This is a genomic window from Nocardia sp. NBC_01730, from assembly GCF_035920445.1.
In the GTDB taxonomy this organism is placed as follows: Bacteria; Actinomycetota; Actinomycetes; order Mycobacteriales; family Mycobacteriaceae; genus Nocardia.
In genome coordinates, this window is the sequence record NZ_CP109162.1 from 6,086,830 (window position 1) to 6,113,721 (window position 26,892).

The 26,892-nt window shown below is 67.3% G+C and carries 23 protein-coding genes; 7 read left to right on the forward strand and 16 right to left on the reverse strand.

Going from position 1 to position 26,892, the window contains the following annotated elements:
- Window positions 1-156 precede the first annotated feature (156 nt).
- The 3 genes from OHB12_RS25510 (at window position 157) to OHB12_RS25520 (ending at window position 4,509) form a co-directional block, all read left to right on the forward strand.
- Window positions 157-1,944 carry a putative bifunctional diguanylate cyclase/phosphodiesterase gene (locus OHB12_RS25510; protein WP_327111386.1) on the forward strand — a complete coding sequence of 596 codons (1,788 nt, stop codon included), beginning with the start codon at window positions 157-159 and terminating at the stop codon, window positions 1,942-1,944.
- Between the two features lie 237 nt (window positions 1,945-2,181).
- The gene (locus tag OHB12_RS25515; protein WP_327111388.1) at window positions 2,182-3,489 is read left to right on the forward strand and encodes an MFS transporter; all 1,308 of its coding nucleotides are present in this window, start codon (window positions 2,182-2,184) and stop codon (window positions 3,487-3,489) included.
- A gap of 66 nt (window positions 3,490-3,555) precedes the next feature.
- Window positions 3,556-4,509 (forward strand): DMT family transporter, encoded by a 954-nt coding sequence (locus OHB12_RS25520; RefSeq protein WP_327111390.1) that lies wholly within the window; start codon window positions 3,556-3,558, stop codon window positions 4,507-4,509.
- Between the two features lie 97 nt (window positions 4,510-4,606).
- On the opposite strand, the gene OHB12_RS25525 is transcribed toward OHB12_RS25520, so the two are convergent.
- Complete coding sequence (locus OHB12_RS25525; RefSeq protein WP_327111392.1) at window positions 4,607-6,145, reverse strand: Rieske 2Fe-2S domain-containing protein; 1,539 nt, start codon at window positions 6,143-6,145, stop codon at window positions 4,607-4,609.
- Window positions 6,146-6,187: 42 nt separating this feature from the next.
- The gene (locus tag OHB12_RS25530; protein ID WP_327111394.1) at window positions 6,188-7,177 is read right to left on the reverse strand and encodes a hypothetical protein; all 990 of its coding nucleotides are present in this window, start codon (window positions 7,175-7,177) and stop codon (window positions 6,188-6,190) included.
- A gap of 119 nt (window positions 7,178-7,296) precedes the next feature.
- Between OHB12_RS25530 and OHB12_RS25535 the strand changes: the two genes are divergently transcribed.
- The gene (locus OHB12_RS25535) at window positions 7,297-8,046 is read left to right on the forward strand and encodes a lysophospholipid acyltransferase family protein (protein ID WP_327121442.1); all 750 of its coding nucleotides are present in this window, start codon (window positions 7,297-7,299) and stop codon (window positions 8,044-8,046) included.
- 369 nt (window positions 8,047-8,415) lie between these two features.
- On the opposite strand, the gene OHB12_RS25540 is transcribed toward OHB12_RS25535, so the two are convergent.
- The 3 genes from OHB12_RS25540 to OHB12_RS25550 all read right to left on the reverse strand — a co-directional run bounded on the left by OHB12_RS25540 (window position 8,416) and on the right by OHB12_RS25550 (window position 10,485).
- Complete coding sequence (locus tag OHB12_RS25540) at window positions 8,416-8,769, reverse strand: MerR family transcriptional regulator (RefSeq protein WP_327111396.1); 354 nt, start codon at window positions 8,767-8,769, stop codon at window positions 8,416-8,418.
- A 10-nt stretch (window positions 8,770-8,779) separates the two neighbouring features.
- Complete coding sequence (locus OHB12_RS25545; RefSeq protein ID WP_327111398.1) at window positions 8,780-9,538, reverse strand: SDR family NAD(P)-dependent oxidoreductase; 759 nt, start codon at window positions 9,536-9,538, stop codon at window positions 8,780-8,782.
- 134 nt (window positions 9,539-9,672) lie between these two features.
- On the reverse strand, window positions 9,673-10,485 hold the full coding sequence (locus OHB12_RS25550; protein WP_327121444.1) for a helix-turn-helix domain-containing protein: 813 nt from the start codon (window positions 10,483-10,485) through the stop codon (window positions 9,673-9,675).
- Between the two features lie 94 nt (window positions 10,486-10,579).
- On the opposite strand from OHB12_RS25550, the gene OHB12_RS25555 reads away from it, so the two are divergent.
- Window positions 10,580-11,446: an NAD(P)H-binding protein gene (locus OHB12_RS25555; protein ID WP_327111400.1), complete on the forward strand. Its 867-nt coding sequence runs from the start codon at window positions 10,580-10,582 to the stop codon at window positions 11,444-11,446.
- A 114-nt stretch (window positions 11,447-11,560) separates the two neighbouring features.
- Window positions 11,561-11,905: a hypothetical protein gene (locus OHB12_RS25560; protein WP_327111402.1), complete on the forward strand. Its 345-nt coding sequence runs from the start codon at window positions 11,561-11,563 to the stop codon at window positions 11,903-11,905.
- Between the two features lie 117 nt (window positions 11,906-12,022).
- Here OHB12_RS25560 and OHB12_RS25565 read toward each other — a convergent pair whose 3' ends face one another.
- From OHB12_RS25565 to OHB12_RS25580, 4 genes are all read right to left on the reverse strand, one after another.
- Entirely contained in the window at window positions 12,023-14,341 is a 2,319-nt protein-coding gene (locus OHB12_RS25565) for a heavy metal translocating P-type ATPase (protein ID WP_327111404.1), read from the reverse strand.
- Window positions 14,342-14,395: 54 nt separating this feature from the next.
- Window positions 14,396-15,343 carry a hypothetical protein gene (locus OHB12_RS25570; protein WP_327111406.1) on the reverse strand — a complete coding sequence of 316 codons (948 nt, stop codon included), beginning with the start codon at window positions 15,341-15,343 and terminating at the stop codon, window positions 14,396-14,398.
- Window positions 15,344-15,361: 18 nt separating this feature from the next.
- Window positions 15,362-15,568 carry a heavy-metal-associated domain-containing protein gene (locus OHB12_RS25575; protein ID WP_327111408.1) on the reverse strand — a complete coding sequence of 69 codons (207 nt, stop codon included), beginning with the start codon at window positions 15,566-15,568 and terminating at the stop codon, window positions 15,362-15,364.
- Between the two features lie 223 nt (window positions 15,569-15,791).
- Entirely contained in the window at window positions 15,792-16,508 is a 717-nt protein-coding gene (locus OHB12_RS25580; RefSeq protein ID WP_327111410.1) for a sterol desaturase family protein, read from the reverse strand.
- Window positions 16,509-16,621: 113 nt separating this feature from the next.
- Here OHB12_RS25580 and OHB12_RS25585 point away from each other — a divergent pair, with 113 nt between their 5' ends.
- Window positions 16,622-17,782: an RNA-guided endonuclease InsQ/TnpB family protein gene (locus OHB12_RS25585; protein ID WP_327111412.1), complete on the forward strand. Its 1,161-nt coding sequence runs from the start codon at window positions 16,622-16,624 to the stop codon at window positions 17,780-17,782.
- A gap of 57 nt (window positions 17,783-17,839) precedes the next feature.
- Here OHB12_RS25585 and OHB12_RS25590 read toward each other — a convergent pair whose 3' ends face one another.
- The 7 genes from OHB12_RS25590 to OHB12_RS25620 form a co-directional block, all read right to left on the reverse strand.
- Entirely contained in the window at window positions 17,840-18,562 is a 723-nt protein-coding gene (locus OHB12_RS25590; RefSeq protein WP_327111414.1) for a FadR/GntR family transcriptional regulator, read from the reverse strand.
- A gap of 153 nt (window positions 18,563-18,715) precedes the next feature.
- Window positions 18,716-19,378, reverse strand: coding sequence for a hypothetical protein (locus OHB12_RS25595; protein ID WP_327111416.1), 663 nt, complete (start codon window positions 19,376-19,378; stop codon window positions 18,716-18,718).
- On the reverse strand, window positions 19,375-21,054 hold the full coding sequence (locus OHB12_RS25600; RefSeq protein ID WP_327111418.1) for an ABC transporter family substrate-binding protein: 1,680 nt from the start codon (window positions 21,052-21,054) through the stop codon (window positions 19,375-19,377). Before OHB12_RS25600 ends, OHB12_RS25595 begins: the two co-directional genes overlap by 4 nt.
- A gap of 32 nt (window positions 21,055-21,086) precedes the next feature.
- A complete protein-coding gene (locus OHB12_RS25605; RefSeq protein ID WP_327111420.1) occupies window positions 21,087-22,787 on the reverse strand; it encodes an ABC transporter family substrate-binding protein in 1,701 nt (566 codons plus the stop codon).
- 13 nt (window positions 22,788-22,800) lie between these two features.
- Window positions 22,801-24,681 carry an ABC transporter ATP-binding protein gene (locus tag OHB12_RS25610; protein WP_327111422.1) on the reverse strand — a complete coding sequence of 627 codons (1,881 nt, stop codon included), beginning with the start codon at window positions 24,679-24,681 and terminating at the stop codon, window positions 22,801-22,803.
- 220 nt (window positions 24,682-24,901) lie between these two features.
- A complete protein-coding gene (locus tag OHB12_RS25615) occupies window positions 24,902-25,822 on the reverse strand; it encodes an ABC transporter permease (RefSeq protein WP_327111424.1) in 921 nt (306 codons plus the stop codon).
- A gap of 67 nt (window positions 25,823-25,889) precedes the next feature.
- The gene (locus OHB12_RS25620; RefSeq protein WP_327111426.1) at window positions 25,890-26,867 is read right to left on the reverse strand and encodes an ABC transporter permease; all 978 of its coding nucleotides are present in this window, start codon (window positions 26,865-26,867) and stop codon (window positions 25,890-25,892) included.
- Between the last annotated feature and the right edge of the window lie 25 nt (window positions 26,868-26,892).

The following is a 26,892-nucleotide window of genomic DNA, read 5'->3' on the forward strand; positions in this document are numbered from 1 at the left end:
AAGTGAATAGCCACCGGTTCGCCGCACCGGATTCCCGGGATGTGGCAACCGTCGAGATCCGTTGTGTCTAGGCTATTCCCTGTGCGAGGAATCGGGTCTCGCGGCGATACCCGAACCCGGGTACGGGCCGCGTCTGCGCTGGCGACAGCTATGGTCATGGCTCGAACCACCGGGGCGTTCTACGTCATGGGTGGGATTCTTGGTCTGCTGATTACCGGAATCGCCCCTGGTGACGAGGGTAATCGGGCGCTGGTTGGTGGGGCGGCAGCGGTAGCGCTGGCGCTCGGTCTCACGCTGCTCGCGTGGGGGCCACGGCTGCCCCATACGATCCACCACATCTATGTCGCGATCGCGACGGTGCTGGTGACGATCGCGGTGCATTCGTTCCCGAACACAGTGGGCGCGATCAGCCTCGCCGCGTTCTACGTGTTCATCGCGTGCGACGCCGCGCTGTTCTTCGCCTGGTCACAGGCGGCGGCTCACATCGCTTTCGCGCTCGTCCTGTGCCTGTGGGTGCTGCCGGCGCGGCCGGTGACCCCTGCGCTGCCCTGGTGGTCGGGCCTGATACCGGCGGGGGTGACCGTCGGCGTCGGCGTGGTCGTCGGTGTGCTGACCAGGATGGCGTCGGAGGCCGACATCGACGTGCTCACCGGCCTGCTCAACCGCCGCGGCTTCGATCGGGCACTCAACACCGCGATCGAGCAGGCCACCCGGAACGGACACGGCCTGGCGCTCGTGCTGGTCGATCTGGACCGCTTCCAGAAGATCAATGATCATCTCGGTCACCGCGCGGGCGACGCGGTCCTGCAGCGGGTCGCCGATACCTGGTCCAAACTGCTCGTCCCGGACCAGCGCCTGGCCCGCTACGGTGGCGACGCGTTCGCGCTGCTGCTGCCGAACACCACCGAGCAGGCCGCGATCCTGCTCACCGAACAGCTCCGCGCGGCGGTGACCACCGGCTGTTCGGCAGGCGTGACCTCCTGGCAGCAGGGAGAGTCCGGATCGCTGCTGGTCAGCCGGGCGGACGTCGGTCTGTATCGGGCCAAGCAGGCGGGTCGCAACCGGACAGTGCTCGAGTCTTCCCGGCAGCTGCCGCTGGCGGTGGAACTGCGCGAGGCGATCGACCGAGGCGCCCTCGACGTGCACTACCAGCCGATCGTCAGCCTGACCGAGGGCGGCGGCAAGGCGGTCGGCGTCGAGGCGCTGCTGCGCTGGTCATCCAGTGCGCAGCCGGACGTCACCACCGAAGGCCTGATCCGCGTCGCCGAGGAATACGACCTTATCTCCGACCTGGACGAACTGGTGCTGCGCAGGGCATGTGCGGACGCGGCGCGACTGCAGGAGACTTTCGCCCAGCTCGATCTGACCTTGAACGTGAACGTCAGCGGGCTCGAGTTGGCCGAGTCCGGTTACGCCGACCGGGTGGCAAACATCCTCGCCAGCACCGGCTGGCCTGCCGATCAGCTGGTGCTCGAGGTAACCGAGAGCGAGCTGGCCGCCGAATCTCAGACCGCGATCGCGAATCTGCATACTCTGCGCGAGCGGGGCGTGCGCATCGCCATCGACGACTTCGGCACCGGGTACTCCTCGCTGAGCAGGCTGGCGACCCTGCCCAGCGACATCCTCAAGGTCGACCAGTCCTTCGTCGCCGCGATCCGCTCGGACTCGCCCGCGCCGCCACTGCTTGGTGTGATCGCCGCCCTGTCCAGCGCGCTCGACCTGCAGGTGATCGCCGAGGGCGTGGAGACGGAATACCAGGCCGCGGTGCTCACCGAGCTGGGCTTCGCGCTCGCCCAGGGCTACCACTACAGTGACTCGCATCCAGTGTCCGAGCTGATCAGCGACCTCAACGAGCACCAGGGCCGGGTCGGCCCCGGCGTCGTGGACCGAGAACTCGGCGACGGAGACTCGATCCACGCCAACGGCTGGGTGCCGATGTCTTGATTCCGTCGGCGCTCGGTGGCTGATTCCCTCGACACGGGTGCCTCGATCTCTTGGCGCCGTGTGGCTGATCGGCGCAGGAAGCTAATTCTCTTGACGCCGTGTTGCGACGGTGTACATGCTGACGACATGCGTTTGCTCATCTATGGCTCTTGATTCGTCGAATCGCTGCGCGCCCGTCCGACGGGTAGCGCCCACACCGGGCAGCCCCTCAGCCTGCACTCGCTGACAGTTCGGGCCGTGCTCTTCAAGAGCATCGGTGAATTGATCCCGCTCTACGCGCTCTATGCCCTGCTGTTCGCCGACCATGGCATGAGCACGATGCAGATCTCCGTGCTGTTCGCGATATGGTCGACGACGTCGTTCCTGCTGGAGGTGCCTTCCGGGGCGTGGGCCGACACGGTTTCGCGACGTGCGCTGCTCGTGCTGAGCGGTGTGCTGCTGACGGCGGGCTTCATGCTGTGGACCGTCGCGCCCGGCTTCGCGGGTTTCGCCGCTGGATTCGTGCTGTGGGGTACCTCGGGCGCCTTGGCCTCCGGTACGTTCGAGGCGCTGCTCTACGACGACCTCACCGCCCGCGGCGAATCCGCCGCCTACCCGCGCATCCTCGGCTACACGCGCGCGGGTGCGGAAGCGGCCGTCGTGGTCGCAATCCTCGCCGCGACCCCGCTCTACCGCTACGGCGGCTACGCGCTCGTCGGCTGGTCCAGCGTCGCGTTCGCCGCCGTGCACGCGGCACTCGCACTGTCGTTGCCCACGGCGCCGAAGGCGGTGTCCGCGGTGGACGTGGACGATCTGGAAGACGAGGTGTCGGCCCCCTTCGAGGCGCATCCGACAGTGCACGACGCCGCACTGTGTGCGGGAGTGTCCGTGCCGGAACGGCATGTCACTCGGCCACGGCCGTTCGCGCGATACCTCGGCATGCTGAAGGCCGGTGTGCGGGAAGCGGTTCGGGTTCGAACGGTGCGCTATGGCGTGCTGTTGGAGGCGCTGCTGTTCGGCATCACGGCATTCGACGAGTACTTCGCTCTGCTGGCGGAGGAAGTGGGCGTCTCGACCGCGGTGGTTCCGTTGCTGGTCGGTCTCACCGTGCTCGGTTCGCTGACCGGTTCGGTGCTGGCCGGCCGCACCGAGGGCATGTCGGGGCGGACGATGGCGACCGCGGTTGGCGTGGCGGGTGTCTTGTTTCTCGGCGGCGCGCTGATCGCCGGGCTGGCGGCGCGACGCCCCGACGCCGTCTATCTGCTGACCGGCCTCGGATTCACGGCGATCGGCATCTCCTACGGCATCGTCTACAACGCGGGAGTCGTTGCGGGAGCCCGCCTCCAAGACGCCATCGAGGGCAGTGCCCGAGCCACGGTCACTTCGGTGTCCGGCCTCCTCGGCGAAATGGTCGCCCTCGCGGTCTTCGGCTTCGCCGCCCTGGCAACCATCTGGTGCTCCATGTCCACCCTCTTGGCCCTCCTAGGCGCCACCATCCTCGCCACAGCCGCCTGCACCCCTCGCTGGCTCCCCCAACGACCACCCACGCCGCCGAGCGGCACATAATGGAGAGGGCTACACGTTTGGCTCAGCCATGTGTCACTCGTCGCGGGGGTCGGTAGCGTGCGGGGTATGACCGCGGAGGTGAGGCTCGGGCTGCTTTTCGGGTTCGGTATCGGCGCCGGTGTCGCGGTGCAGGGGCGGATCAATGGTGCGCTCGGTGCGCGGCTGCACGACGGGATTGCCGCCGCCACTATCAGTTTCGGCACCGGGCTCGCGGTGCTCGCGGTGGCATTCGCGTTCAGTGGGCGGCTGCGCGACGGTGCGCGGCAGGTGCGGCGGGCGTTGTCCGACGGCGTGCTGCGGCCGTGGCAGCTGCTCGGCGGTTTGTGTGGCGCGTTCTTCGTCGCGTGCCAGGGACTCACCGTCGCGGCCATCGGCGTCACGGCGTTCACCGTGGCGACCGTCGCGGGGCAGTTGCTCAGCAGCCTGGTCGTCGACAGGCTCGGACTCGGCCCGAGCGGCCGCACGCCGATAACGGCGGTGCGCCTGGTCGGTGCGGCGCTCAGCGTGCTTGCGGTGCTGGTGGCCGGGTTCGGCTACACCAGAGCCACCGGTGGCCTCTCTGTCCCCGATGCGCTGCGCGGCGCACCGACCGCGCTGCTGATCGTGCTGCCCGCGCTCGCGGGGATCGGCCTGGCCTGGCAGCAGGCAGTGAATGGCAAGGTTGGTGCCGTCGGTGGGCCGTTCTCGGCGACCATCGTCAACTTCTGCGTCGGCCTGATCGCGCTGATCGTCATCGAAGCCGCAGTGGTCTCGACCTCCGGCGGTCCGGCCGAATTCCCCACCCAGCCATGGCTTTACCTCGGCGGGTTGATCGGCGTCGCCTTCATCGCTCTTGCCGCGTCGACCGTCCGCTGGATTGGTGTCCTGCTCCTCGGCCTCACCTCGGTGGCGGGGCAGCTGACGACGTCACTCGTCCTCGACGTCCTGACCCCGACCAGCGCCGGCCTGTCGGCCACCGCGATCATCGGCTGTGTGCTGACCCTCGTCGCGGTCGGCATCGCCGCTCGGTCGCAGTCCTGAGTCGGTGCTGTCGTGGTCGCCGCGCCGGTGTGGCAGGTGTGGCCGGGCCGACGAGCAGGTGTTGCGCGGAGGAACTGGCGGTCAGGCCGGGGTGTGCTCAGGCCAGCTTGTGCGAGCGCAGTTCGTGCCCCTTGGACGTCTTACACCGTCCCGACTCCAGATCCCACTGCCAGCCGTGCAGGTTGCAGGTGAGGGTGTTGCCTTCCACCACACCGAATTTCGACAGGTCTGCCTTCAGATGCGGGCAGCGCCGTTGGACTTCCCAGCCGTCGAGTTCGGTGGAGGCGGAATCGTCGTGCGCCTCGGCGAACCAGCCGTCGGCGTAGGCGATCCGCTCGTCGGTGAGGCATTTGAAGAAGGTGTAGAGGAATTCGTTGTATCCGCCGATGCGCCAGGCCTGGAAGCGGGTGGACAGGAAGATTGTGTTCACCCAATCCGGCTCGTTGTCGCGCAGCACTGTGTGGACCAGTTCCGGTGCGATACGGAAGCCGTAGCGGTACTTGCCCTCGCCTTCGATCGGGCCGCGCACCACCCGCTTGGGGAAGTCGAGCACCACGGTTTCCTCGCCGATCACCAGGCCGACCGGGTAGCCGATGCCGGCGCAGATCAGATCGCTCTGCGCCATGATCGGCTCGAACAGCTTCTTCAGCGGTTCCAGCGGTGAGCCCTCCGCGGTGGCCCAGGTCGCCTTCTCGGTCACCAGTACCGGCGCCATCCGCTGCGCCATCCGCTCGATGTATTCGGCCTTGTTGTCGTAGATGTCGGCGGGATCGCTCGGGTGGGTCAGCGTCAGCTCGGCGCCGCGCACGTCGGCGACCGAACCGGGGATCATCAGGATCCCCCCGGAGTTGCCGTGGATCCGCATCTGCTCCAGGAAGACCACTTGGTCCGGGAAGATGTTGCCCTCGTCGCCGCGGTCGTCGTTGAGGTAGCGCAGCTCGTCGTCCAGGAACACCGGCGGGCCTGCCGAGGGCACCACCCAGGTGGCGCCGACCTGTTCGACGTAGCTGCGCGCCCGGTCCATGCCGCGCTGACGTTTCTGCTTGCCGAAGTTCGATTTGGTGCGGGCCGGGATGTCGTAGACCATCGGGTACCAGATGGCGCCCGAGTACTGCAGCAGGTGGATGTCGATGTGACCGAACGCGTCGTGCAGCACGTCCATGTCGACGGGGCGGGCGTCGTTCATGTTGAAGCAGGTGGTCTCGCCGTCGGAGACGACAAGCCCGGAGTCGCCGATCGGCCCGTCGGCGGGCGCGCGCAGCGCGATGATCATGACGTCCAGCTCGCCGCCCGGCCCGGACACCGTGTGTTTGACCGAGTCCTCGGTCTCGACGAACTCGTGAAAGCCGAGCTTCTCCAGTTCCCGCCGTAGGTCCGGCACCGGGTAGTCCGGCAGCAACACGGTCGCGTTCTTGTTGACGTACTTCGCCAGGTGGCCCGCGTCGAAGTGGTCACGGTGCAGGTGCGACACATACAGGAAGTCGCAATTGCCCAGCTCGTCCCAGTCCAGCTCGGTGTTGTCGGGGAACGGGAACCACGAACCGAAGTAGGCGGGGTTGACCCAGGGATCGCAAAGGATCGACCCGGCCGCGGTGCGGATGTGGAATCCGGCGTGTCCGACGCTGGTGATCTGCACTAGCTGCTCCTCCTGACCGTTACCAGCCAACCAGGGTAGTGGTTACGGCGAAACGTCGCCGATGCAGTAGCCGTCCGGACCGGACAGCAGAGTGAAGGTGCGGGTCTGTGTCACACCGGAGGAGTCGGTCACCGGAACCAGCACCGCGAGGTAGTTCGTGCGCAGCTGCTCCGATCGGATCTCCTGGTCGGCGAACTTGGTGGTCCCGGTAAGCATGCCCTGGTTGTCGGCAAGCGGCGCGGGGACCGGGCGCCCGGTCCCCGTGGGATCCCAGGTGGCCGGGGACGCCTTGCAGATCAGTGGGTAGGCGCCTTCCTTGTCGGCCGGGTCGAGCGGGGCGCCGACGAGTCTGGCCAGATAGCGGCGCACGGTGTGCCTGGCGTCGGCGTCGTTGTACTCGATGTCCGCGCCCGCCACGGCGACCCGGGGGCAGGCGTAGCCGCTGTCGACCGCGGCACGGTCCACCGCGACCGTGGTGGTCCGGCTCTTCCAGACGGCCATGTCCTGGGTGGACGTGCCCGGCTGGGCAAGGGCGGTCAGGATGGCCTGCTGGTTCTCGTACATGTCGGCCACGTTGCGCGGCGCGATGGTCCAGCATTTCGCCTGCGATTCGGCAACGGTGTCGGATGCCAGGTCGGTTGCCCAGCGCTGCACGGCGGCCGCGGCGGCGGGTAGTCCGGGGACCGCGCCGACCGGCGGAGCGTCGGCGGGAACCGGGGGCAATGCCGAGGTGCCCGGTGGGACGGTGATCGGAACGGTGGGAGGTGGCGTCGTGTCGCGCGCGGTCACCCTCGGCGCGCTGTCGTCCGGAATACCGACGGCCGAGTCGCAGCCGGTCAGCAGGACAGCGCCGGTCAGCGCCAAGCCGCCGAGCAGCACCCCTCGCGCCCGTGCGATCCGAGGTCCGGTTTGCGTGCACTGGATCGACGCCGCGGCCACCCCGTCCGAGGAGCGGGGTCGCGACGTTGCCGCCCGATCTCGATCCCACGTTTTCCGCTCGTGTCCAAGCGGTTTCGGTCGGGCACGTTCCACTGCGACGATCCTCTTTCTCTCAGGCGTGTGGTCGGGGTGGTCGCCGTCTCCGCTCCGGCGCGGCGCGCGGTGGCGGCGTGCTGCTGGAGGGGACAGGCAGCGACTACGCTAGCGGAATGGTGGAACCCGTCTACCGGACGATCATCGGGCTGGCCCGTACCGTCTTCTTCCTCGAAGGTCTGAAGTTCACCGTTAAGGGTGAGGAACATATTCCCGCGCGGGGTGGTGCCGTGTTGGCAGTGAACCACACCGGCTACTTGGACTTCACCTATGCGGGCCTACCGGTGCGCACTCCCAAGCGCTACGTCCGGTTCATGGCGAAGAAGGAGGTCTTCGACAACAAGATCTCCGGTCCGATCATGCGAGTGCTCAAACACATTCCGGTGGATCGCTCCGCGGGCGCCGATTCCTACCAGGCCGCGGTCGAGTATCTGCGCCGCGGCGAGCTGGTCGGCGTGTATCCCGAGGCGACCATCAGCCGCAGCTTCGAGATCAAGGAATTCAAGTCCGGTGCGGCGCGCATGGCGACCGAGGCGGAGGTGCCGATCATCCCGATCGTTATCTGGGGTGCGCAGCGGGTCTGGACCAAGGGTTTCCCGAAACGTCTCGGGCGCACCAACACTCCCGTTTCGATCGCGGTCGGCGAGCCGATCCAGCCGTACGAGCCCGCCGCCGAACTCACCGCCGAGCTGCGCTCGACCATGCAGGACATGCTGCTGGATCTCCAGAAGGACTACGTGCACGAACCTGGCGCGTACTGGGTCCCCGCCCGACTCGGCGGCAGCGCCCCTACCTTGGCGGAGGCGGACGCCATGGATGCCGCCGAAGCGGAGGCCAAGGCCGCGCGCAAGGACGCGGCCCAGCAGTAGCAGGAGCTCAGGTGGTGCGGGAACCGGTTTACGACATCCTCACCGGCCTGGCCTGCACGATCTTCCTGGCGCGGGGTTTGCGGATCGATATCTTGCCGATCCCGCAGTGCGACAACGTGATCCATGGACCGCAACCGCAGTCGGGTATCCCCGAGACCCCACCTGCGGCGCTAGGGCGAGAGCCGACGACTCATCCTGGAGGTTGTAGAGGGAGTTGACTCGAAGAACCCGACCGGCCCGGCGTTGGCCTTCACCCCTGGCGAGTGAGACGCCTTCACCGCTGGTGTGCAGGATGGCGAGTTCAACTGCCCTGAACCTCACGACGCCTGGCATGTCAACATGGTTTGACCGCCGGGCTTTATCAAAGCACTACTTGCCGTGGGCCTTGGTCAACGCCTCGGTGAGGCGTGCCCGGACGACGTCCAGCGCGGCGATCTTCTCTTCTACCGCAGTAAGCCGCCGGGCGATGACCCGCGCGCTCGCTGGACAGACGGGGCCGTCGGTGACTTCCGCATCGAGACAAGGTCCGAAGGTACGGATGTCATTGCTGGTCAAGCCGATCGAGAGCAGTAGCTTGATGTTGCTCACCTGGGCGACCGTCGACTCGTCGTACGATCGGTAACCGTTCGGCGCTCGTCGGGGGTGCAGCAGGCCCTGCTGCTCGTAGTACCGTAGTGCGCGAATGGTAGTGCCTGCTTTGTCCGCCAGTTCTCCGATCAGCATCGTTCTATTCTCATCCTCCCGCACCGAGCCCGCCGTCGACGCGAATGATCGTGCCGGTGAGGTAGCCGGCTTCGGGTCGCGTCGCGTTCACGATCCACCATGCGATCTCCTCCGGCCGAGCTACCCGCCCGAGGGGGATTCGGGCCCGAAGCTCCTTTCCCGCCGCCGCGATCTGTTCGTCTGAGAAACCGGTGTGGCTCAGCACCGGTGTCGCGGTGATCCCGGGAGCTATCGACACGACACGTATGCCGCGCTGCGCGAGCTCGACAGCCCACGTATGGGTCAGGAAGTCGAGGGCCACCTTCGTCGATCCGTAGATCGAGTTGTTCGGCCAGCCGTGGTGCGGCGAGTTGGAGGTGACGTTGACGATCGTGCTGTCGGGCGTCAGATGCGGCAGGGCGTGTTGGGTGAGGAACACCGGGGCGAAGAGGTTCGTCGCGACCTGTTGTTCGGCGATGTTCCGGTCGATCGCACCGAGTGGGGCCGGGCGCGTGATCGCGGCGTTGTTGACCAGGACATCGATGCGGCCGAACGTGTCGAGTGCGGCGGTGACGATGTCGACTGGGGCATTCGGCGCGGCGATGTCGGCCACGTACGTCCGGATATTCGGATGTTGTTCCGCCGTTTCCGCCAGGCGTTCGGCGGTCCGGCCGACGATGAGGACGTCGGCGCCCGCGGCGGCGAACTGCCGAGCCGTCGCACGGCCGATCCCGGTGCCTCCTCCGGTGATGAGTACCGCCCGGCCGTGCAGGGTGTTCGTCTTTTCCATGCTCGGGACGCTAAACCGTGACCTCGGGGTCAAGGTCAAGGCGGAAACGATGAGTGCCGACTCCGAACTACCGTCGAAGCCGAGTTCGCCGCGGCTGACGACTCTTGAACCGGCCTGGCTTTCAATGCAGGCCCTCAGTGCAGCTTGCTCAGTGGCTTGCATGGGGTAGGGGCGGGCAGGCGCCCGCGGAAGAACATGGTGGGTGGGACGCCCATCAGGGTTCGGAAATCCGCTGACATATGGGATTGGTCGTAGTAGCCGTTGGCGGCGGCCAATTCGGCCCACGGGATGGTTCCAGCATGGGACAGGACCTTGCGTACCCGATCGATGCGGGCGAAGTGCTTGGGGGAGACGCCGATTCCGCTGGCGAACAGGTTGCGGAGTTGGCGTTCGCTGACCGACAGTCGCGCGGCGAGTTCGGGCACCGGAACGGGTTGGTCGGCTGAGATGGCGGCCACGGCGGCGGCGAGGAGATGGCGGTGGTCGCGCTGTGCCGGATCGTCGGCGATGCGACGCGGCAGCTCGTCCTCGAGGTACCGGATGATCTCGTCCGGCGCGAGTTCGACCAGCTCGGCGGCGAGATCGGCGGCGGGGCCTGGCAGATCTTCGAGCCGCACGGCCCGATCGGTGAGGTCCGTGGCGGGCACGCCGAGCAGCGAACGAACAGCGCCTGGCACCAGACGCAGGCGGACGCATCCCGCGGGCTTGTTCGGCCGCCAGTAGGTCGCCTTGGTCTGCGGCCCGACGACGAGCGCGTCGCGCGTACCGGCGTGCTCGGCACGTAGCACGATCGTGGTCGCCGTCTGTGGAACTTGCGCCAACGGCTCGGACAGGTCGAGCATCGTCGGAATCCGGGCGAATTCGGCGAGCCATGGCCGCAGCGACTCCGGCGCGAGCTCGGACGTTTCGACCGAGTCGGCAGTCGCGACGGGCGGCGGGTGCAGCATGGCGGTCACTCATCCACTCTAAGCAGTCCGCCGCCGAGCCGGGTGTGCCGAAATTTCCTAGAGACCTGGGCGTTCCGGGGGCACGGTTGTCTCCATGATCGTGATCACCGGTGCGACAGGCACTATCGGCAGTGAAATCATTCGGCAGTTGGCCGACCGTGGCGAGCAGGTCCGAGCAGTGACCAGGGACCCGGGTCGCGCCGAGGTTCCGGCGGGCGTCGAGGTGGTGCGGGGCGACTACACGGACATCGCGTCCATCGCGGCAGCGATGACAGGCGCCGACGCCGCGTTCGTCGTCGGAGTGCTCGGTCCGGAGTACGCCGAGGCCGACCGCGCCCTGATCACCACGGCCCGCGACGCGGGGATCGGCCGCATCGTCAAGCTCTCCGCCATCGGCACCGGCGACGTGACCCTCGGCCGGGTCGGGACCTGGCATCTACCTGGTGAGCAGGCCGCGCGCGAGAGCGGCGTGGACTGGACCATTCTGCGCCCCAGCTCTTTCGCCTCCAACACACTGAGCTGGGCCCAAGCAATCCGTTCCGGAAACCCGGTGCCGAACATGACCGGTCGGGCCAGGCAGGGCTTCATCGACCCACGCGACGTCGCCGCGGTTGCCGTCGAGGCGCTGCTGTCCGCCGAACATGCGGGCCGTGTCTACACGCTCACCGGCCCAGAGCTGCGCAGTACTCACGACCTGGCCGCGACCCTGGCCGCCGTCGTCGGACATCCGGTGCAGGTCGTCGATATACCGGAGGCCGAGGCGCGCGAGCATATGCTCACGGCCGGAATGTCCGCCGAATTCGCGGACGGGGCCTTGGCGGGTCAGGCCTACGTCCGCGCGGGACACAACGCGATCGTCACCGACGATGTGCGCCAGATCCTTGGCCGCGCCCGCACGTACGCCGAGTGGGCTGCCGACCATGCGAGCGCGTTCGGTGCGGACGTGGCGGTGGCGAGCTGAGGGCTCTCTGATGTGACTAATATCACATTGATTTGCTGAATGCATGGCGCTGGGCAAAGGTGGCATGACCGGTCGGACGGCCGATGTCGTGTGCTTATGCCAAAGGGGATTCGGATGAATCGTCGGATCATGTCGGTTTTGGTCACGCTGACGGCAGGATGTTCGGCCATGGCGTTCGGCGGCGCGACCGCCTCCGCGGTGGCGCTGAATCCGTTTCCCGGTGGGACCGAGGTGTATCTCGACCACGCCGAGTCGACCGCGATCGCGAACCTGAACCTCGGACCCGCGCTCAGCCAGGTGGCGGTGACCTGGTCACCTGGGGCGAAAGCGTATCTCGGGCAAGGGATTACCGAGCACGCCCAGTGGGCCACCGAGACGCCGAACGGCGCCGTGTCGATCGAGGTGTACGGGATGCTCATACAGCCCTCGCTCGTCGCGGTGACCACCGTCCCCGGCTGATCGTCGGGTACTGTGGCCCATGTCGTTATGCGCATGCGGATGTGCGCCGACGTGTAGACCTTCTGGCGACTGCCCGGACGGGATGGCTATATGTGTGCCGTCCCGTCCGGTGTTTCGCTACCGGGCGGTTGAGCGGAAGGTCCGCAGTCGCAGGCTGTTGCTGACGACGAAGACCGAGGAGAACGCCATCGCGGCGCCCGCGAGCATCGGGTTCAGCAGGCCCGCCATGGCCAGTGGGATCGCGGCAACGTTGTAGGCGAAGGCCCAGAACAGATTGCCTTTGATCGTTCCGAGTGTCCTGCGGGACAATCGGATCGCGTCCGCCGCCGCACGCAGGTCGCCGCGGACCAGGGTGAGGTCGCCTGCCTCGATGGCGACGTCGGTGCCGGTGCCCATGGCGAGCCCCAGATCGGCTTGGGCCAGCGCCGCGGCGTCGTTGACGCCGTCGCCGACCATGGCGACCACCTTGCCCTCTGCTTGCAACCGCTTGACGGCACCCACTTTGTCCTGCGGCAACACCTCCGCGATCACCGCGTCGACGCCGACCTGCGCGGCGATCGCTTCGGCGGCCGCGTTGTTGTCGCCGGTCAGCATGATCGGGGTGAGGCCGAGCGCGCGCAGCTGGGCGATCGCCTCCGCTGAGGTCGGTTTCACCGCGTCGGCGACCACGAGCACGCCACGTGCCCTGCCGTCCCACCCCACCGCGACGGCGGTCTTGCCCTCGGCTTCGGCCGCGCGCATGGCCCGTTCCAGGCCGTCGTCGAGGTGTTGCGACCAGTCTGCCAACAGCCGGGCCCGCCCGACGATCACCGCGTGGCCGTCCACCACACCCTGCACGCCCAGGCCCTCGATGTTCGCGAAGCCTTCCACCGGTTTCAGCTCGCCCACCCGCTCGCGGGCGCCATTGGCGATCGCGCGCGCGATCGGGTGCTCGGACGAATCCTCCAGTGCCCCAGCCAATGCCAGGACGCGGTTGGTGTCCTCGCCCTCCGCGACGACCACGTCGAGCAGCGTCATCCGGCCGGTGGTGACGGTGCCGGTCTTGTCCAGCACCACCGTGTCCACCCGCCTGGTCGACTCCAGCACCTCGGGACCCTTGATCAGGATGCCGAGCTGCGCACCGCGCCCGGTACCGACCATCAGCGCGGTCGGCGTTGCCAACCCGAGCGCGCACGGGCAGGCGATGATCAGTACCGCCACCGCCGCGGTGAACGCCGCGGCCACGGAACCACCGGTGCCGAGCCAGAATCCGAGCGTCGCGACCGACAGCGCGATCACGATCGGCACGAAGATCCCGGAGATCTTGTCGGCCAGCCGCTGCGCCTGTGCCTTTCCGGTCTGCGCCTCCTCGACCAGCCGCGCCATCTGTGCCAGCTGGGTGTCGGACCCGATCCGGCTCGCGCGCACCACGATCCGCCCGCCGACGTTCACGGTGGCGCCGACTACGGTGTCGCCCGGGCCGACCTCCACCGGCACCGACTCGCCGGTGAGCATGGCGGCGTCCACGGCCGAGGCCCCCTCCAGCACCACGCCATCGGTGGCTATCTTCTCGCCGGGCCGGACCACGAACCGATCGCCGACAGCCAACTGTTCCACCGGAATTCGTTGCTCGGTGCCGCCGTATCCATCGCCGTGCTCCCGGGGCCCTGCGTGGTTACGCTCGCCGCCTCCTTCGGGCCCGTCGCTCGCACGGCGCAGCACCGAGACCTCTTTGGCGCCGAGCTCGAGCAGGGCGCGCAGTGCCGCACCGGCGCGCCGCTTGGAGCGTGCCTCGAAGAAGCGCCCGGCCAGAATAAAGGTGGTGACGCCCGCCGCGGCCTCCAGATAGATGCTTCCGGTGCCGTCCATGCGCGAGATGGTGAATTCGAACGGGTGCGTCATGCCAGGGGTTCCGGCCGTGCCCCAGAACAGCGCATACAGCGACCAGCCCAGCGCCGCGAGAGTTCCCATCGACACGAGGGTGTCCATGGTCGAGGTGCCGTGACGCAGGTTGGTCCACGCCGCGCGGTGGAACGGCAGCGCCCCCCATGCCACGACCGGCGCGGCGAGGGTCAGCGAGAGCCACTGCCAGTTGGTGAACTGCAGCGCGGGGATCATCGCCATGGCGATCACCGGTACCGTCAGCGCCAGCGAGACCAGCAGGCGAGTGCGCAGCGCCGCGGTGGGATCATCCGCGGCAGCGGTTTCCCGCGGCTCGGGCGGGGCGGGTAGTGCCGCGGTGTAGCCGGCCTGCTCGACGGTAGCGATCAGGTCGCCCGGAGAGACATCGCCGGTGAAATCGACCCGAGCTTTCTCGGTGGCGTAGTTCACGGTCGCGGTGACGCCGTCGAGCTTGTTCAGCTTCTTCTCGACGCGATGGGCGCAGGACGCGCAGGTCATGCCACCGATCACCAATTCGACCCGCCCGGCGGTGGGTGGTTGTGTCGCGGTGGTCATCGGGCGCTCCATTCTGCGTGGTGCGGGTGAGGTGGGTCAGGCAGGTGGTGCCTGTCAGTGGCCGTGGCCGCTCGGTACGGGCTGCGGGCCGCTCTGTTCGGCGCGCGCCGGTTCGGCGGCCGGTGTGGTGGTGTTCGGCGCGACGGTCACGGTGAATTCGGCGGTACGGACCACGTCCTCGTGTTGAAAGTCTAGGAACAGTCGGTAGTCGCCCGCGCTCGGCGCCGTGACATAGAAGGTGATGCCCGGTCCGGCCGCGGTCACGCCGTCGCCAGGGTGGCCGTCGGGGTGGACGTGCAGGTAGGCGAGATCGGCGGCGCGCAGCGCAACCAGGTGGCCATAGGCCCCGAGATAGGGCTGGAGGTCGGTGACTGGCTTGTCCTCGCGTTGCACCGACACGGTGACTTTCGAGGCCTGCCCGGGGATGACGCTGCCGTCCAGCGTGGCGGTGTAGCCGCCGACCGTGGTGCTCGTGGCCGCCGGGGGCAGTGGTTGCGGGTCGTATCCGCCCGCGACGCGCAGGTCGGCGCCGAGGATCAGGTTGTCGCCGCCCTCCGGGGTGAAGTCCGCGAACACTCGGTAGTCGCCCGATCGGGTGAGGTCGAGGGGGACGCTCCAGCTTCCGTTGCCGTCGAGCACGGGGTGCACATGCTGGAAGGCCGCCATGTCCCTGCGGACCACGATCAGATGCAGGTCCTTGTCGTGGCTGCGCACGTAGCGGGTGACGGGTGCGCCGTCCTGGTTCAGAATGTGGAAGCGCAGCGGGACATTCGGGGCCGCGGTGGTCTGCGTGGTGTCGAGCCGCAGGGTGTATCCGCGGTCGGTGGCCAGCATTCCTCCAGGTACGTCGGCGGAGCGGGATCCGCCGGGTGCGGCCCCGTCCGCGTGTGCGGTCGAATCGTGGGCGGGCTCCGGGCCGATCGCCGCGCCGATCGCCAGGGCTGTCCCGAAGACCGCGGCAAGGCCGAGGGCGAAACCGGCGAACTTGGTCGTCGCGTTCATCGAATGCTCCGTTCGGGCTCAGTCGGCGACCGAGTAGCCGGCCTGGACGACGGCGGCGGTGAGGTCGCCGCGCTCGACCGGGCCGGTGCCCTCGAAGGTCACCCGGCGGTCGGCGAGATCGACGGTGATGGCGGCGATGCCGGGGATGCGGCCGATCTCGTCGCGGACCGAGGTGGCGCAGCGACCGCAGGTCATCCCGGTGACGGTCAGGGTGGTTGTGCTCACGGTGGTTCTCCTCGTTGTTGCCGCCGCCTTGTCGTGTCTCTACGGTACCCCCCTAGGGTATAGATCTGTCAAGCGTGGGTATCCAAACGAAAAGCCCGGTCCGCGACGATGGGTTCGTGCGGACCGGGCTCGGTCGGCGGTAGTCACCGCGGCCACCGAAGGTGCCGTACCGAATGGCGGCCGACGTCCGCACTCACTGCGGAAGTGCGGACATCGGCCGGGGTCAGGCAGAGTGCAGGTGGCGGGCGGTGGGGGAGCTCTCGGTCGTCGATGGGTCGGGGTAGGTGCGGAACAGGCGGTCGGCGGTGCCGGAGGTCGTGACCGTGAACCAGTAGTGCTCATTCTTGTAGTGGTGGTGGCGGTGGTTGCGCCACACCGCGCGGTACAGCGAGCCTTTCGGCTTGTAGTCGGTGTGGACCAGATAGTGCGTCCACTCGTAACCGAGGCCGAGCAGTGTGATGGTGATCAGGAAGGTCAGCCCGAGGCCCAGGCGAGGGAAGGCGAACGCGGCCAGCGCGATCAGCACGACGACCAGCACCGACAGCGTCTTCGTCGGGATGAAGATCAGCGGGATGTTGCGCGGATCCACATGGTGTTCACGGTGTTTGCGGGCCAGCTCGCTGTCGATCGGAATCGGCCCGAGCTGCTTCGGACGCCAATGCAAGACGGTGACATGCACGATCCACTCGAAGGCCGGGAAGAATGCCAGCATCACCGCGGGCACCAGCAGGTCGGTCGGCTGCCAGTCGCCGACGACGATCCGGCCGGCCAGCGCGCCGGCCAGTGTGGTTCCGATCATCCACGGTGAGGGATGACGGAGGAATTCGCGGAAGGCTTGGCCGAGAGTCAGTCCGCGGCGAAGTGCCCGCTCGTCCCGGCGCGCTCGCGCCCGAGCGTCCGCCTCCACCGAATCCGGTTCGGATGCTTTGGGTTTCGTCATCAGGTGTGCGGCGCGGAGACTCCCTCGTTCGCGAGGGTGCGGAGGCGCCGTCCTCCTTTCGCGGTTTCTTGTGTCGGGGTGGTGTGTCGGTGGTGTCGGCTAGATTCGCGGGCATGGAGGAGGTGGTGCGGTACAGCTATCGGTTACGGCTTGGTTCCATCGTGGAGTCTGGTCTGGAAGCTGAGTGGCATCGCTGCCGGTTTTTGTGGAATGAGGCTGTCTACCAGCAGAAGTCGGGAAACAGGCCGACGTTCGGTACGTTGAGCAAGTTGCTGACCGAGGCTCGCTCGCGTAGCGCGTGGTTGCGGGAGGGTTCCCAAGTCGTCCAACAGCAGATGCTGCGCACCTATGCGCGAGCGCTCGATCAGTCGTTCACCGTCAAGGGCCGGGGTCGGCCTGGGTTCAAACCCCGCAAGAGGACCCGGCCGTCGCTGGAGTACACGAAGCGCGGGTTCAGTCTCCGGGACGGGCGGCTGGTGCTGGCGAAGGGGGTGAGTATTGCGGTGGTGTGGTCGCGGGAGTTGCCGTCGGAGCCGTCCAGTGTGCGTGTTTTCCGGGATTCGCTCGGGCATTGGTATGCGTCGTTCGTCGTCCGCCGTACTGTCGATCCCGCGCCGGTGGCAGAGGGCGGTATCGGCCTCGATTGGGGTGTGCGTGCCACGGCCACCACCACCGACCCGTCGTTCGATCTGCCCTATCGCGGACATCGTGCACGTTGTGCCGCCCAACTTTCCCGGGCGCAACGCAAGATGGCCAGACGCCGCCGCGGCAAACGCGGCCCGCAATCCAGGCGGTACCAGTGCGCCGCCCGCGAGGCCACCCAGCTGCACAAGAAAGCCGCCCGCCAAACCCGACATGATGCGCGGGTGTGGGCGAAAAGCGTTGTCGACCATCATGATCTGATCGCGGTGGAGGATTTCACCCCGAAGTTCCTTGCTAAGTCCACGATGGCCCGCAAGGCTGCCGACGCGGCCATCGGCGTGACGAAGACCGAACTGATCGAGCGTGCCACGCGGGCCGGCCGGAAGGTGGTGTTGGTGCGGCCCGCCTATACGACGATGACGTGTTCGAGGTGTTTCGCGAGAGCCAAGCAGCACCTCGAACTCGCCGAACGAACCTTCCGATGCCGCGACTGCGAGTACACCACCTGTCGGGACCGGAACGCCGCCAGAGTGATTCTGGCTGTGGCAGAGCGCGGCCACACACGTGTTGATGACGTCAGACAATCCGATCACCTCCTTCAGGTGGCTGGTTGGGTTGCGGTCGGAGCGTGAAATCTCCCGCCGTCAAGCGAGAGAAGCGTTAAGGTTCTTCCTAGGTGGTGCGCGTGATCAGGGTCCGCCGAGGACCTCGATCAGAGCGGTGGTCGCCGGTTCGAGCAGGGCACGAGCCGTGGTGGCGGCCTTATGCGGCCGTCCCGCCACGATGGCGGCGGCCAGTTCGCGGTATGCCTCGACGTTGCCCACCTCGGCGGACATGATCGGAGCCAGCGCCGCGAGCGCCGGTTCATAGGCGGCGCGCAACATGTTGAACATCAGCCGGAACACGATCGAATCGGCCGCGTCGACGACGTGATCCCAGAACTCCATCGCCTGCCGCTGCTGGGCGATTGGATCTTCTTCGGCGGCAAGCGCTTCGACGGAGGCGTTCAGGAGCGCCCCGACTTCGTCGGCCCCGGTCGCGCCTGCCCGTCGCGCGGCCAACTCCGCCACCTTCGGTCCGTTGTGCAGCCGGGCCTCGAGAATGCTGCGCGCCACGGCGGGGTCGAGTTCGCCGGCCTGCACGAGCAGCCGAGGCAGGACCTCGAGCCCCGCCCCGCGTCGATAATCGAGCACGGTTGTCGCGTCTCCTTGCCGCACGGACACCAGCCCGGCCGCCGCCAGCCGCTGCAGCGCCTCCCGCACCGCGGGCCGCGACACCCCCAGCGCCTCCGCCAACTGCCGCTCGCTGGGCAGCGTCGCACCGGGCGCCAACTCCCCACTGAGCACATCGGCGGCGATCTGCTCGAAAACATCCGCCGACACCGACCGCTTGACCACAGGTTGCAACGCCATACGTCTACTGTGCGCCACTGTTGGTAAGGAGGTCAAGTGGTCAGACCAATTGGTCGGCCAAAATGGCTCGCTTCCGATCTCGATTGTTCTGTGCGGGTATAAGTGCGGTGCCTGCACTGACAATGCCGCGTGGTGAAACCCGTCGGCTGCGCTTCAGGTGGGGTCGGAGCCGCGGATGGCCGAGAGCCATACGGTGGTGGCGGCGGCTATCGCGGTGGCGCCCAGGAACGCGGGAAAGCCACCATTGTCGAGGTAGACCCACAGAAGTGCGGCGAACGGGGCGGCGACGGTGGATTGTGCGTCGAGCAGGAGGCGGCGGCGCAGACGGGTGGCGGTCGCGGCGAGCGCGGGCGCATCGGGGTCTGGGCGGCTGGGATTGTCGATCAGGCGGCCGGGCGGTTCCACGTCGCGGATGCGCCCGGAGGGATACAAGCGGTGCCCGGCGATGTGAATCGTGCGGCCGGTGAGTTCGGCCTGGGTTTCGGTGAGGGCGGCCAGCGCCGGGTCGAAGTAGACCGGGAGCCAGCGTGGCCGACCCGTGCCGCCGACCTGCAACCACGACCGGCTGAGCAAGCGGTGTTGCTGGCGGATGCGGGTAACCCGCACGGTTCGTGCGGTTCCCGAACGCCAGGACGGAAGCAGGCCCCGCGCAACGCCGATCCGATACCCCGTGTATCCGATGACGCCGAGCGCGACGGCCGCGATCGCCGCCACCTGGTCCGAAGTGGCGAACGGCGCCCAGGCGGCACAGACCACCAGAGCGCCGATCGTCACCGTGATCGGATAGGCCAACGGGTGGCCGGATCCGAAACTCACTTCAAGAAGCCGATTTTCGTGTAGTCGTAGGACGCCAGGCCCGCCGCGCCGTAGTTCGCCAAGTCGGCGCGCACCCCGACGTTGCCCGCGGACTGCATCAGCGGCAGCGAGTGGCCCTCCTCGAACACTGTGCGATCGACCTGGTTCGCCAGCTCTCTCGCCTTCTTCGGGTCGAGTTCCGACACCGTCTGCTCGATCAGCGCGTTCAGTTCCGGCGAGCCGATCCGGCCGTAGTTGCCTTGCAGGTCGTTCGGGTTGTATCCGTAGATCTGGGTCAGGCTCGCGAGCGGAAACGGGTCACCAACCCAGGTCCACTGCGCGACGTCGAAGTTGCCGGGCTGGATCACATCGGTGAAGTAGCCCTTGCCCGGCTTGGTTTCGATGTTCAGCTTGACGCCGATCGCGCCGAGGTTCTGCTGGATGATCTGCGCGACCTGCACCCAGGTGTCGTCCTGGTACATGACGTCGCGGATCTCCAGCTTGCGGCCGTCCTTCGCACGGACGTCGCCATCGAGCTTCCAGCCCAGGTCGTCGAGTTCCTTGGCGGCCGCGGCCGGGTCGTACCCGAGGCTGTTGTCCTGATAGCCCACCTGTCCTTGCAGGTAGATGTGGTTGTTCAGCGGTTTCGGGTTCTCGACCAGGCCGTTCTGGATGGCGGTGACGATGCCTTGCCGGTCGATCGCCTTCGAGATGGCCACGCGAAGTTTCTGATCGGCCAGGATCGACCCCGGTGCGCCGTTGAAGGTGAAGTGGTTCCAGGAGTTGCCCGGCGCCCGCCGGATCGCGATGCCGGGCGTGTTCTTCGCGGTCTTCAGGTCGTCGCGGGTACCGAGGCCGACCGCGTCGATCTCGTTGTTCTGCAGTGCCGGGAGCTGAGCGGAGGAATCGAGCACGCTGTAGGTGATCGTGTCGAGTTTAGGGGTCGCGCCCCACCACTTGGGATTGCGGCCCAGCACGATTCGTCCCTGCGCCCGGTCTGTGGACTGGACGAGGAACGGTCCCGCGGTCAGCGTGATGCCGTCGACGAGGCTCTTGTTGAACGCTTCGGGCGTAGCCGTGACGGACTTGGGGAAAAGGAAGGTATTGCCCGCGAATTGCCCGCGCCATTCGGCGAAGTGCTGCTTGAACGTGATGATCGCATGCCTATCGTCGGCGCCGCGCTCCACCTTTTCGACCCGGTCGAAGCCGGTGTTGTTGGCGATCAGGAACGCCTTGTCGGCGCCGCTGAGCGCGTTGGCCTGGGACTGGATGTCCTCCCAGGTGATCGGGGTGCCGTCGGACCACACGGCCTTCGGATTGATGGTGTAGGTGACCTGTTGGGGATTCGTATTGGTCAGCTGGACGTCGGTGAAGTAGTCGGTGTTGATCGAGAGCTCACCCGCCGCATCGGTGGCGAACGACCGCGGCATCAGCGGCCGCTCGAGTCCGCCGATCTCGGCGTCGTTCCCGTCGTTGGACAAGGTGTTCCAGTTCGCCGGAAACGAGGAGAGCGCCAGGCGCAGATTGCCGCCGTCGCGCAGCTCGCCGACATCCCGCGGGTTGATGTCGTTCGTGGTGCCGAGCGAGGCGGACGAGCCCGCGGGTGCGTCCTCGTCGTCCGAGCCACACCCGGTAGCCACCAGTCCGATCGCGACCACGGCAACCGCCAGTCGTGTCGTCAGTGAACGAATCCGCATGGTTCGCTCCTTCCCGCAGCGCTGCTGCGTTTCTACTTCAGGAAACCGATCTTGGTGTAGTCGTAGGACGCGAGCCCGGGGGACCCGTAGTTGGCGATGTCGGCGCGGACGCCGACGTTTCCTTCGGACTGGGTCAGCGGCAGCGAGTGACCTTCCTCGAAGACCGCCCGGTCTACCTGGTTGGCCAGGTCGATGGCCTGCGCCGGGTCCAGTTCGGAGAGGGTGCGGTCGATCAAAGCGTTCAGTTCGGGCGAGCCGATGCGGCCGTAATTGCCCTGTAGGTCGTCGGGGTGGTAGCCGTAGATCTGCGGGATGCTGCTCAGGGGGAACGCGTCGCCCATGAAGACGAACTGGGCGGCGTCGAAGTCGCCGGGCTGGATGACATCGGTGAAGTAGCCTGCGCCCGGCTTGGTGTCGATCACCAGGCCGACCCCGATCCCGGCCAGGTTCTGTTGGATGATCTGCGCGATCTGCACCCAGGTCGGGTCGTTGTACATGACGTCACGGATGACCAGCTTGCGGCCGGCTTTCTCCCGGACGTCTCCGTTGAGTTTCCAGCCGAGTGCGTCGAGTTCGCGCGCCGCCGAGGCCGGGTCGTAGCCGGGGCTGTTGTCGCGGTAGCCCTCCTGTCCCTGCAGGAAGACGTGATTGTTCAGCGGCTTCGGGTTCTCCACCAGTCCGTTCTGGGTGGCGGTTGCGATGCCTTGGCGGTCGATGGCCTTCGAGATCGCCACACGCAGTTTCGGATCGGCGAGGATGGAGCCGGGGGCGCCGTTGAATGTGATGTGCCGCCAGCGATTACCCGGTGCCCGGCGAATGGCCAGTCCCGAGGTGGCGCGGACGGTCTTCACGTCGTCGATCGTAGCCAGACGCACCGCGTCGAGTTCGTTATTCTGCAGCGCGCCCACCCACGCCGCGTGATCGAGCACGCTGTAGGTGATGGTGTCGAGCTTCGGCTTGTCGCCCCACCACTTCGGGTTGCGGCCCAGCACGATTCGTCCCTGTGCCCGATCGGTGGACTTGACCACGAACGGGCCCGCGGTCGGACCCATACTGTCGACCAGGCTGTGGTTGAACGCCTCGGGGTCGGCGGTCACCGACTTGGGGAACAGCGACATGTTTCCGGCGAACTGCCCGCGCCATTCCGCGTAGTGCTGCTTGAACGTGATGATCGCCTGCCGGTCGTCGACGCCGCGCTCGACTTTGTCGACCCGGTCGAAGCCGCTGGTGATGGCGATCAGAAAGCGCTTGTCGGCGCCGCTGAGCGCGTTGGCCTGGGAGCGGATGTCCTCCCAGGTGATCGGGGTCCCGTCGGACCACACGGCCTTCGGGTTGATGGCGTAGGTGACTTGCTGCGGGTCGGTGCTGGTCAGCTGGACGTCGGTGAAGTAGTCGGTGTCGACGGCCAGCTGCCCTGCGGCATCGGTACGGAACGCGCGGGGAACCAAAGGCCGCTCGATATCGGCGATCTCGCCGTCGTTCCCGTCGTTGGACAGCGTGTTCCAGTTCGCCGGGAATGTGGTGGTGGTCAGCCGCAGGTTGCCGCCCTCGCGCACCTCGTCCGGGTTCCGGGGATTGATGTCACTGGTGGCGCCGAGCGTGTCGGAAAGGCCCTCGGCCGCATCAGCGCCATCCGAGCCACAGCCCGCGACCACCAGCCCGAATGCGACGACGGGGACCGCCAAGCGCACCGCGCGTGATCGGGTGCGGCCGCGGCTCGTTCGGATCCGCATCGCGCTCTCCTCCCTAACGGCTGACGGCCGGGACCGGCACGGCGTCGATCAGCGCCCGCGTGTACTCGTGCTTCGGCTCCGCGAAGATCTGCTCCGCGGTGCCGTATTCGACGATCCTGCCGCGGTACATGACCGCGATGTCGTGCGCGAGGTTGCGCACCACAGACAGGTCGTGTGAGACGAACAGGTACGACAACGCTCGCTCGGTTTGCAAGTCGCGCAACAGGTTCAGCACGCCGGCCTGGATCGACACGTCCAGCGAGGACACCGGCTCGTCCAAGACGAGCAGCTCCGGATCCAGCGCGAGGGCGCGGGCGATGCTGATGCGCTGCTTCTGACCACCGGAGAAGTCCGCGGGGTAGCGGTCGGCATGTTCGGAACGCAGGCCGACTTGTTCGAGCAATTGCGGTACCCGGCGGGCGATTTCGGTGCGTGGACGCCCGTCGATGCGCAACGGTTCGGCGATGGCGTCGAAGATCGGCAGGCGCGGGTCCAGCGAGGCGGTGGGGTCCTGGAAGACGATCTGCATCCTCCTGCGGATCTCGCGCCTGCGCGCCTTGCTCATCGTCGCGACATCGCTGCCCATGATCTCGATGGCCCCGGCCTGTGGACGGATCAGATCGAGAATCTGGGTGAGTGTCGTGGATTTGCCGGAGCCGGACTCACCCACCAGCGCCAGCGTGCGACCGGCCCGCACTTCGAAGCTGATGCCGTCGATCGCCCTGATCTCACCCTTGCGGCGGCGCAGCACCACGCCCGAGGTGATCGGGAAGGTCTTCACCAGGTCGGAGACCCGCAGCACCACCTGCGATTCGACTTCCGCCTCGGCCTCCGGCTCGGAGATCTCACTACGGTAGGCCTCGAACAGCGCGTCCGTGCCGACCTCGGCGGTGCGGACGCAAGCGGCGGCATGCCCGGGGTCGGTCTTCTCCAGCGGCGGTTCGGCGGCCAGGCAGTCGTCGATCGCGATCGGGCAGCGCGGTGCGAACGAGCAGCCCGGCGGTAGCGCGTGCATAGCGGGCGGCGCGCCGACGATCGGGATCAGCGGTCGGCGCGGGGGACCGTCCATGCGTGGGATCGAACCGAGCAGCCCCACGGTGTACGGCATCCGTGGTGCGCTGAACAATTCTGCGGTGGTGGCGGTTTCGACGATCTTGCCCGCGTACATCACCGCGACGCGGTCGGCGAGGGTGGCGGCGATACCCATGTCGTGGGTGATCATGATGACGCCCGCGCCGGTGATGTCGCGCGCCTTGCGCAGCAGGTTCAGGATCTGCTTCTGCACCGTCACGTCGAGCGCGGTGGTCGGCTCGTCGCAGATGATCAGCGCCGGATCATTGGCGATCGCCATGGCGATGACCACGCGCTGGCGCTGGCCGCCGGAGAACTCGTGTGGGAATGCCTTGGCCCGCATCTCCGGGTCGGGGATGCCGACCAGGTCGAGCAGCTCCACCGCGCGCTTCGCGGCCTCGGCCTTGCCCACAGCACCGTGCGCCAGCAGAGCTTCCGCGATCTGATCTCCCACCCGGTAGACCGGAGTGAGCGCGGACAGCGGGTCCTGGAACACCATGCTGATGGCACTGCCACGCAGCTTGGACAATTGGCGGTCGCCGAGCCCGAGCAGCTCACGCCCCCGGAACCGGATGGAGCCGTTCACTCGAGCCTGCTCAGGTAGCAGGCCCATCACCGCCAGCGAGGACACCGACTTACCCGAACCGGATTCGCCGACGACGGCCAGTACCTCGCCGTCGGACACGCTATAGGTGACGCCGCGGACCGCGTCGGTCGGGCCCTCCTCGCTGGGGAAGGAGACGCGAAGGTCGGTGATCTCCAGTAGCGGTGTCGTCGAGCTCTTCTCGACCGCGACCTTCTCGGTTGCGCCTGCGCCCGTCATGCGGTGTCCTTTCTCGCATGACCGGGGCCCTGCGTGGTGACGCGAGCTGCCGCCTCCGGGCCCTGACCGGTCATGCGGTGTGGTTTTTCGCATGACCGGGGGCCCTGCGTGGTGACGCGAGCTGCCGTCTCCGGGCCCTGACCGGTCATGCGGTGTGGTTTTTCGCATGACCGGGGGCCCTGCGTGGTGACGCGAGCTGCCGCCTCCGGGCCCTGACCGGTCATGCGTGCGCCTTCTTCTTCGATCGAGCCCGCTTCGCGCCGGGATCGAACGCGTCGCGCAGGCCGTCGCCGACCAGGTTCGCGCACAGCACCGTGACGATCAGCAGACCACCCGCGAACAGGAACAGCCACGGGTAGGTCAGCGCCGACTTGGTGCCCGCCGCGATCAGCGAGCCGAGCGACACATCCGGCGGCTGCACACCGAAACCGAGGAAGCTCAGCCCGGTTTCGGCCATGATCGCCGAGCCGACGGTGAGCGTGGTGTCGATGATCAGGATCGAGGCGATGTTCGGGATGATGTGGCTGAGGATCACCGTTCGGGTCGGTGCGCCCATATACCGTGCGGCCCTGACGAATTCGCGGTCACGCAGGCTGAGCGTCAGCCCACGCACGATGCGCGCGGAAATCATCCAGCCGAAGCAGGCCAGCAGGACGATCAGCAGCAGGATGGATCCGCTGCCCTTGGTGCGCGGCGCGAATAGCGCGATGATGATGAAGCTCGGTACCACGAGCAGCAGGTCGACCAGCCACATGATGGCGCGGTCGGTCCAGCCGCCGAGCAGCCCGGCCACCGAGCCGGCGGTTGCCGCGATGGAGGTGGAGAACAGAGCGACGCAGACGCCGATGACCAACGACTTCTGCATCCCACGCAAGGTCTGCGCGAGCACGTCCTGGCCGATCTGGGTGGTGCCGAAGGGGTGCTCGGGACTCGGCGGTTTGAGCAGCGCGGTGTAGTCCAACTGTTGGTAGTCGTAGGCAAGGAACGGCGGGAGCGCGAAGCTCGCGACGAACAGCGCGATCAGTATCAACGCGCCGGCGACGGCGGACTTGTTGCGCAGGAAACGCCGCCAGACCAGCTTGCGCCGCCCGGTCGCGGTGACCTTGGGCGCACCTTGGACGATGATTTCGGCTTCTGTCATGCTGCTTCCCTGGTGGGATTCGCGGGCCCTACGTGGTTACGTGGGCTGCCGCCTACGGGCCTGTGGCTCATCCCACACGCACCCTCGGATCGAGAATCGCGTACACGATGTCGGAGAGCAGACCCGACACCAGCACAACCAGGCCTGCGAACGCGGTCACCGTCACCACCACGTACAGGTCCTGGGCATTGATCGAGTCGACCAGCCATTCGCCGACGCCGTGCCAGCCGAAGATCTTCTCGGTGAACGTGGCGCCGGTGATCAAGCCACCGAGGCTGTAGGCGAACAGCGTCGCCATCGGGATCAGGGCGGTGCGCAGGCCGTGCTTGTACAACGCCTTGCTGCGGGTCAAGCCCTTGGCGCGGGCGGTGCGGATGAAATCACTCTGCAGTACGTCGAGCATGGCGTTGCGCTGGTAGCGGCTGTAGCCGGCCATACCACCGAGGGCGAGGCCCGCCGTGGGCAGGATCAGGTGCTGGACGCGGTCGAGCAGCTGCGGCCAGAAACCGTCGATCTTGCTCGCCGACGTCTCGCCGGTATAGAGGAAGATCTGCGAGCCGGTGAGCGAATTTATCTCCAGCGCACCGTATTTCAGCAGCGTGGCGAGCAAGAAGACCGGCGTGCTCAGCACGAGCAGCGACACCACCGTTGTGAAGTAGTCGCTGAACTTGTATTGCCGGATCGCCCCCGCCGCGCCGATCAGGACGCCGAGCACCGTGCCGACCAGCGAACCGACGATCAGCAGCCGCAGACTCACCGCGACCCGACGCGGCAGCTCCTCGCTCACCGGTTGGCCCGCCAGCGTGGTGCCGAAATCACCGTGTGGGATGCCTTTGATCCAGGTGAGGTAGCGCTGCGGGATCGGATCGTTGAGGTGCAACTCCTCGGCCTTGGCATCGATCACTGCCTGTGGCGGTCGCGGGTTTCGTTGTTCGAGACTGTCCAGGGGCCGGAACGTCAGTGACGCCAGGCTGAACGTCAGGAACGAAGCCAGCAGCAACAGCACGACATAGTTGAGCGCGCGTCGTAGCAGGAAGCCGGTCATCAGTCCTCTGGTCTTTCGGCTGGCG

Excerpts from the sequence above, each read along its gene's own strand:
- OHB12_RS25510 (WP_327111386.1), top strand. The coding sequence starts at position 157 with ATGGCTCGAACCACCGGGGCGTTCTACGTCATGGGTGGGATTCTTGGT.
- OHB12_RS25520 (WP_327111390.1), top strand. The coding sequence starts at position 3,556 with ATGACCGCGGAGGTGAGGCTCGGGCTGCTTTTCGGGTTCGGTATCGGC.
- OHB12_RS25540 (WP_327111396.1), bottom strand. The coding sequence starts at position 8,769 with ATGCTGATCGGAGAACTGGCGGACAAAGCAGGCACTACCATTCGCGCA.
- OHB12_RS25545 (WP_327111398.1), bottom strand. The coding sequence starts at position 9,538 with ATGGAAAAGACGAACACCCTGCACGGCCGGGCGGTACTCATCACCGGA.
- OHB12_RS25550 (WP_327121444.1), bottom strand. The coding sequence starts at position 10,485 with ATGCTGCACCCGCCGCCCGTCGCGACTGCCGACTCGGTCGAAACGTCC.
- OHB12_RS25555 (WP_327111400.1), top strand. The coding sequence starts at position 10,580 with ATGATCGTGATCACCGGTGCGACAGGCACTATCGGCAGTGAAATCATT.
- OHB12_RS25560 (WP_327111402.1), top strand. The coding sequence starts at position 11,561 with ATGAATCGTCGGATCATGTCGGTTTTGGTCACGCTGACGGCAGGATGT.
- OHB12_RS25565 (WP_327111404.1), bottom strand. The coding sequence starts at position 14,341 with ATGACCACCGCGACACAACCACCCACCGCCGGGCGGGTCGAATTGGTG.
- OHB12_RS25570 (WP_327111406.1), bottom strand. The coding sequence starts at position 15,343 with ATGAACGCGACGACCAAGTTCGCCGGTTTCGCCCTCGGCCTTGCCGCG.
- OHB12_RS25580 (WP_327111410.1), bottom strand. The coding sequence starts at position 16,508 with ATGACGAAACCCAAAGCATCCGAACCGGATTCGGTGGAGGCGGACGCT.
- OHB12_RS25585 (WP_327111412.1), top strand. The coding sequence starts at position 16,622 with ATGGAGGAGGTGGTGCGGTACAGCTATCGGTTACGGCTTGGTTCCATC.
- OHB12_RS25590 (WP_327111414.1), bottom strand. The coding sequence starts at position 18,562 with ATGGCGTTGCAACCTGTGGTCAAGCGGTCGGTGTCGGCGGATGTTTTC.
- OHB12_RS25600 (WP_327111418.1), bottom strand. The coding sequence starts at position 21,054 with ATGCGGATTCGTTCACTGACGACACGACTGGCGGTTGCCGTGGTCGCG.
- OHB12_RS25605 (WP_327111420.1), bottom strand. The coding sequence starts at position 22,787 with ATGCGGATCCGAACGAGCCGCGGCCGCACCCGATCACGCGCGGTGCGC.
- OHB12_RS25610 (WP_327111422.1), bottom strand. The coding sequence starts at position 24,681 with ATGACGGGCGCAGGCGCAACCGAGAAGGTCGCGGTCGAGAAGAGCTCG.
- OHB12_RS25615 (WP_327111424.1), bottom strand. The coding sequence starts at position 25,822 with ATGACAGAAGCCGAAATCATCGTCCAAGGTGCGCCCAAGGTCACCGCG.
- OHB12_RS25620 (WP_327111426.1), bottom strand. The coding sequence starts at position 26,867 with ATGACCGGCTTCCTGCTACGACGCGCGCTCAACTATGTCGTGCTGTTG.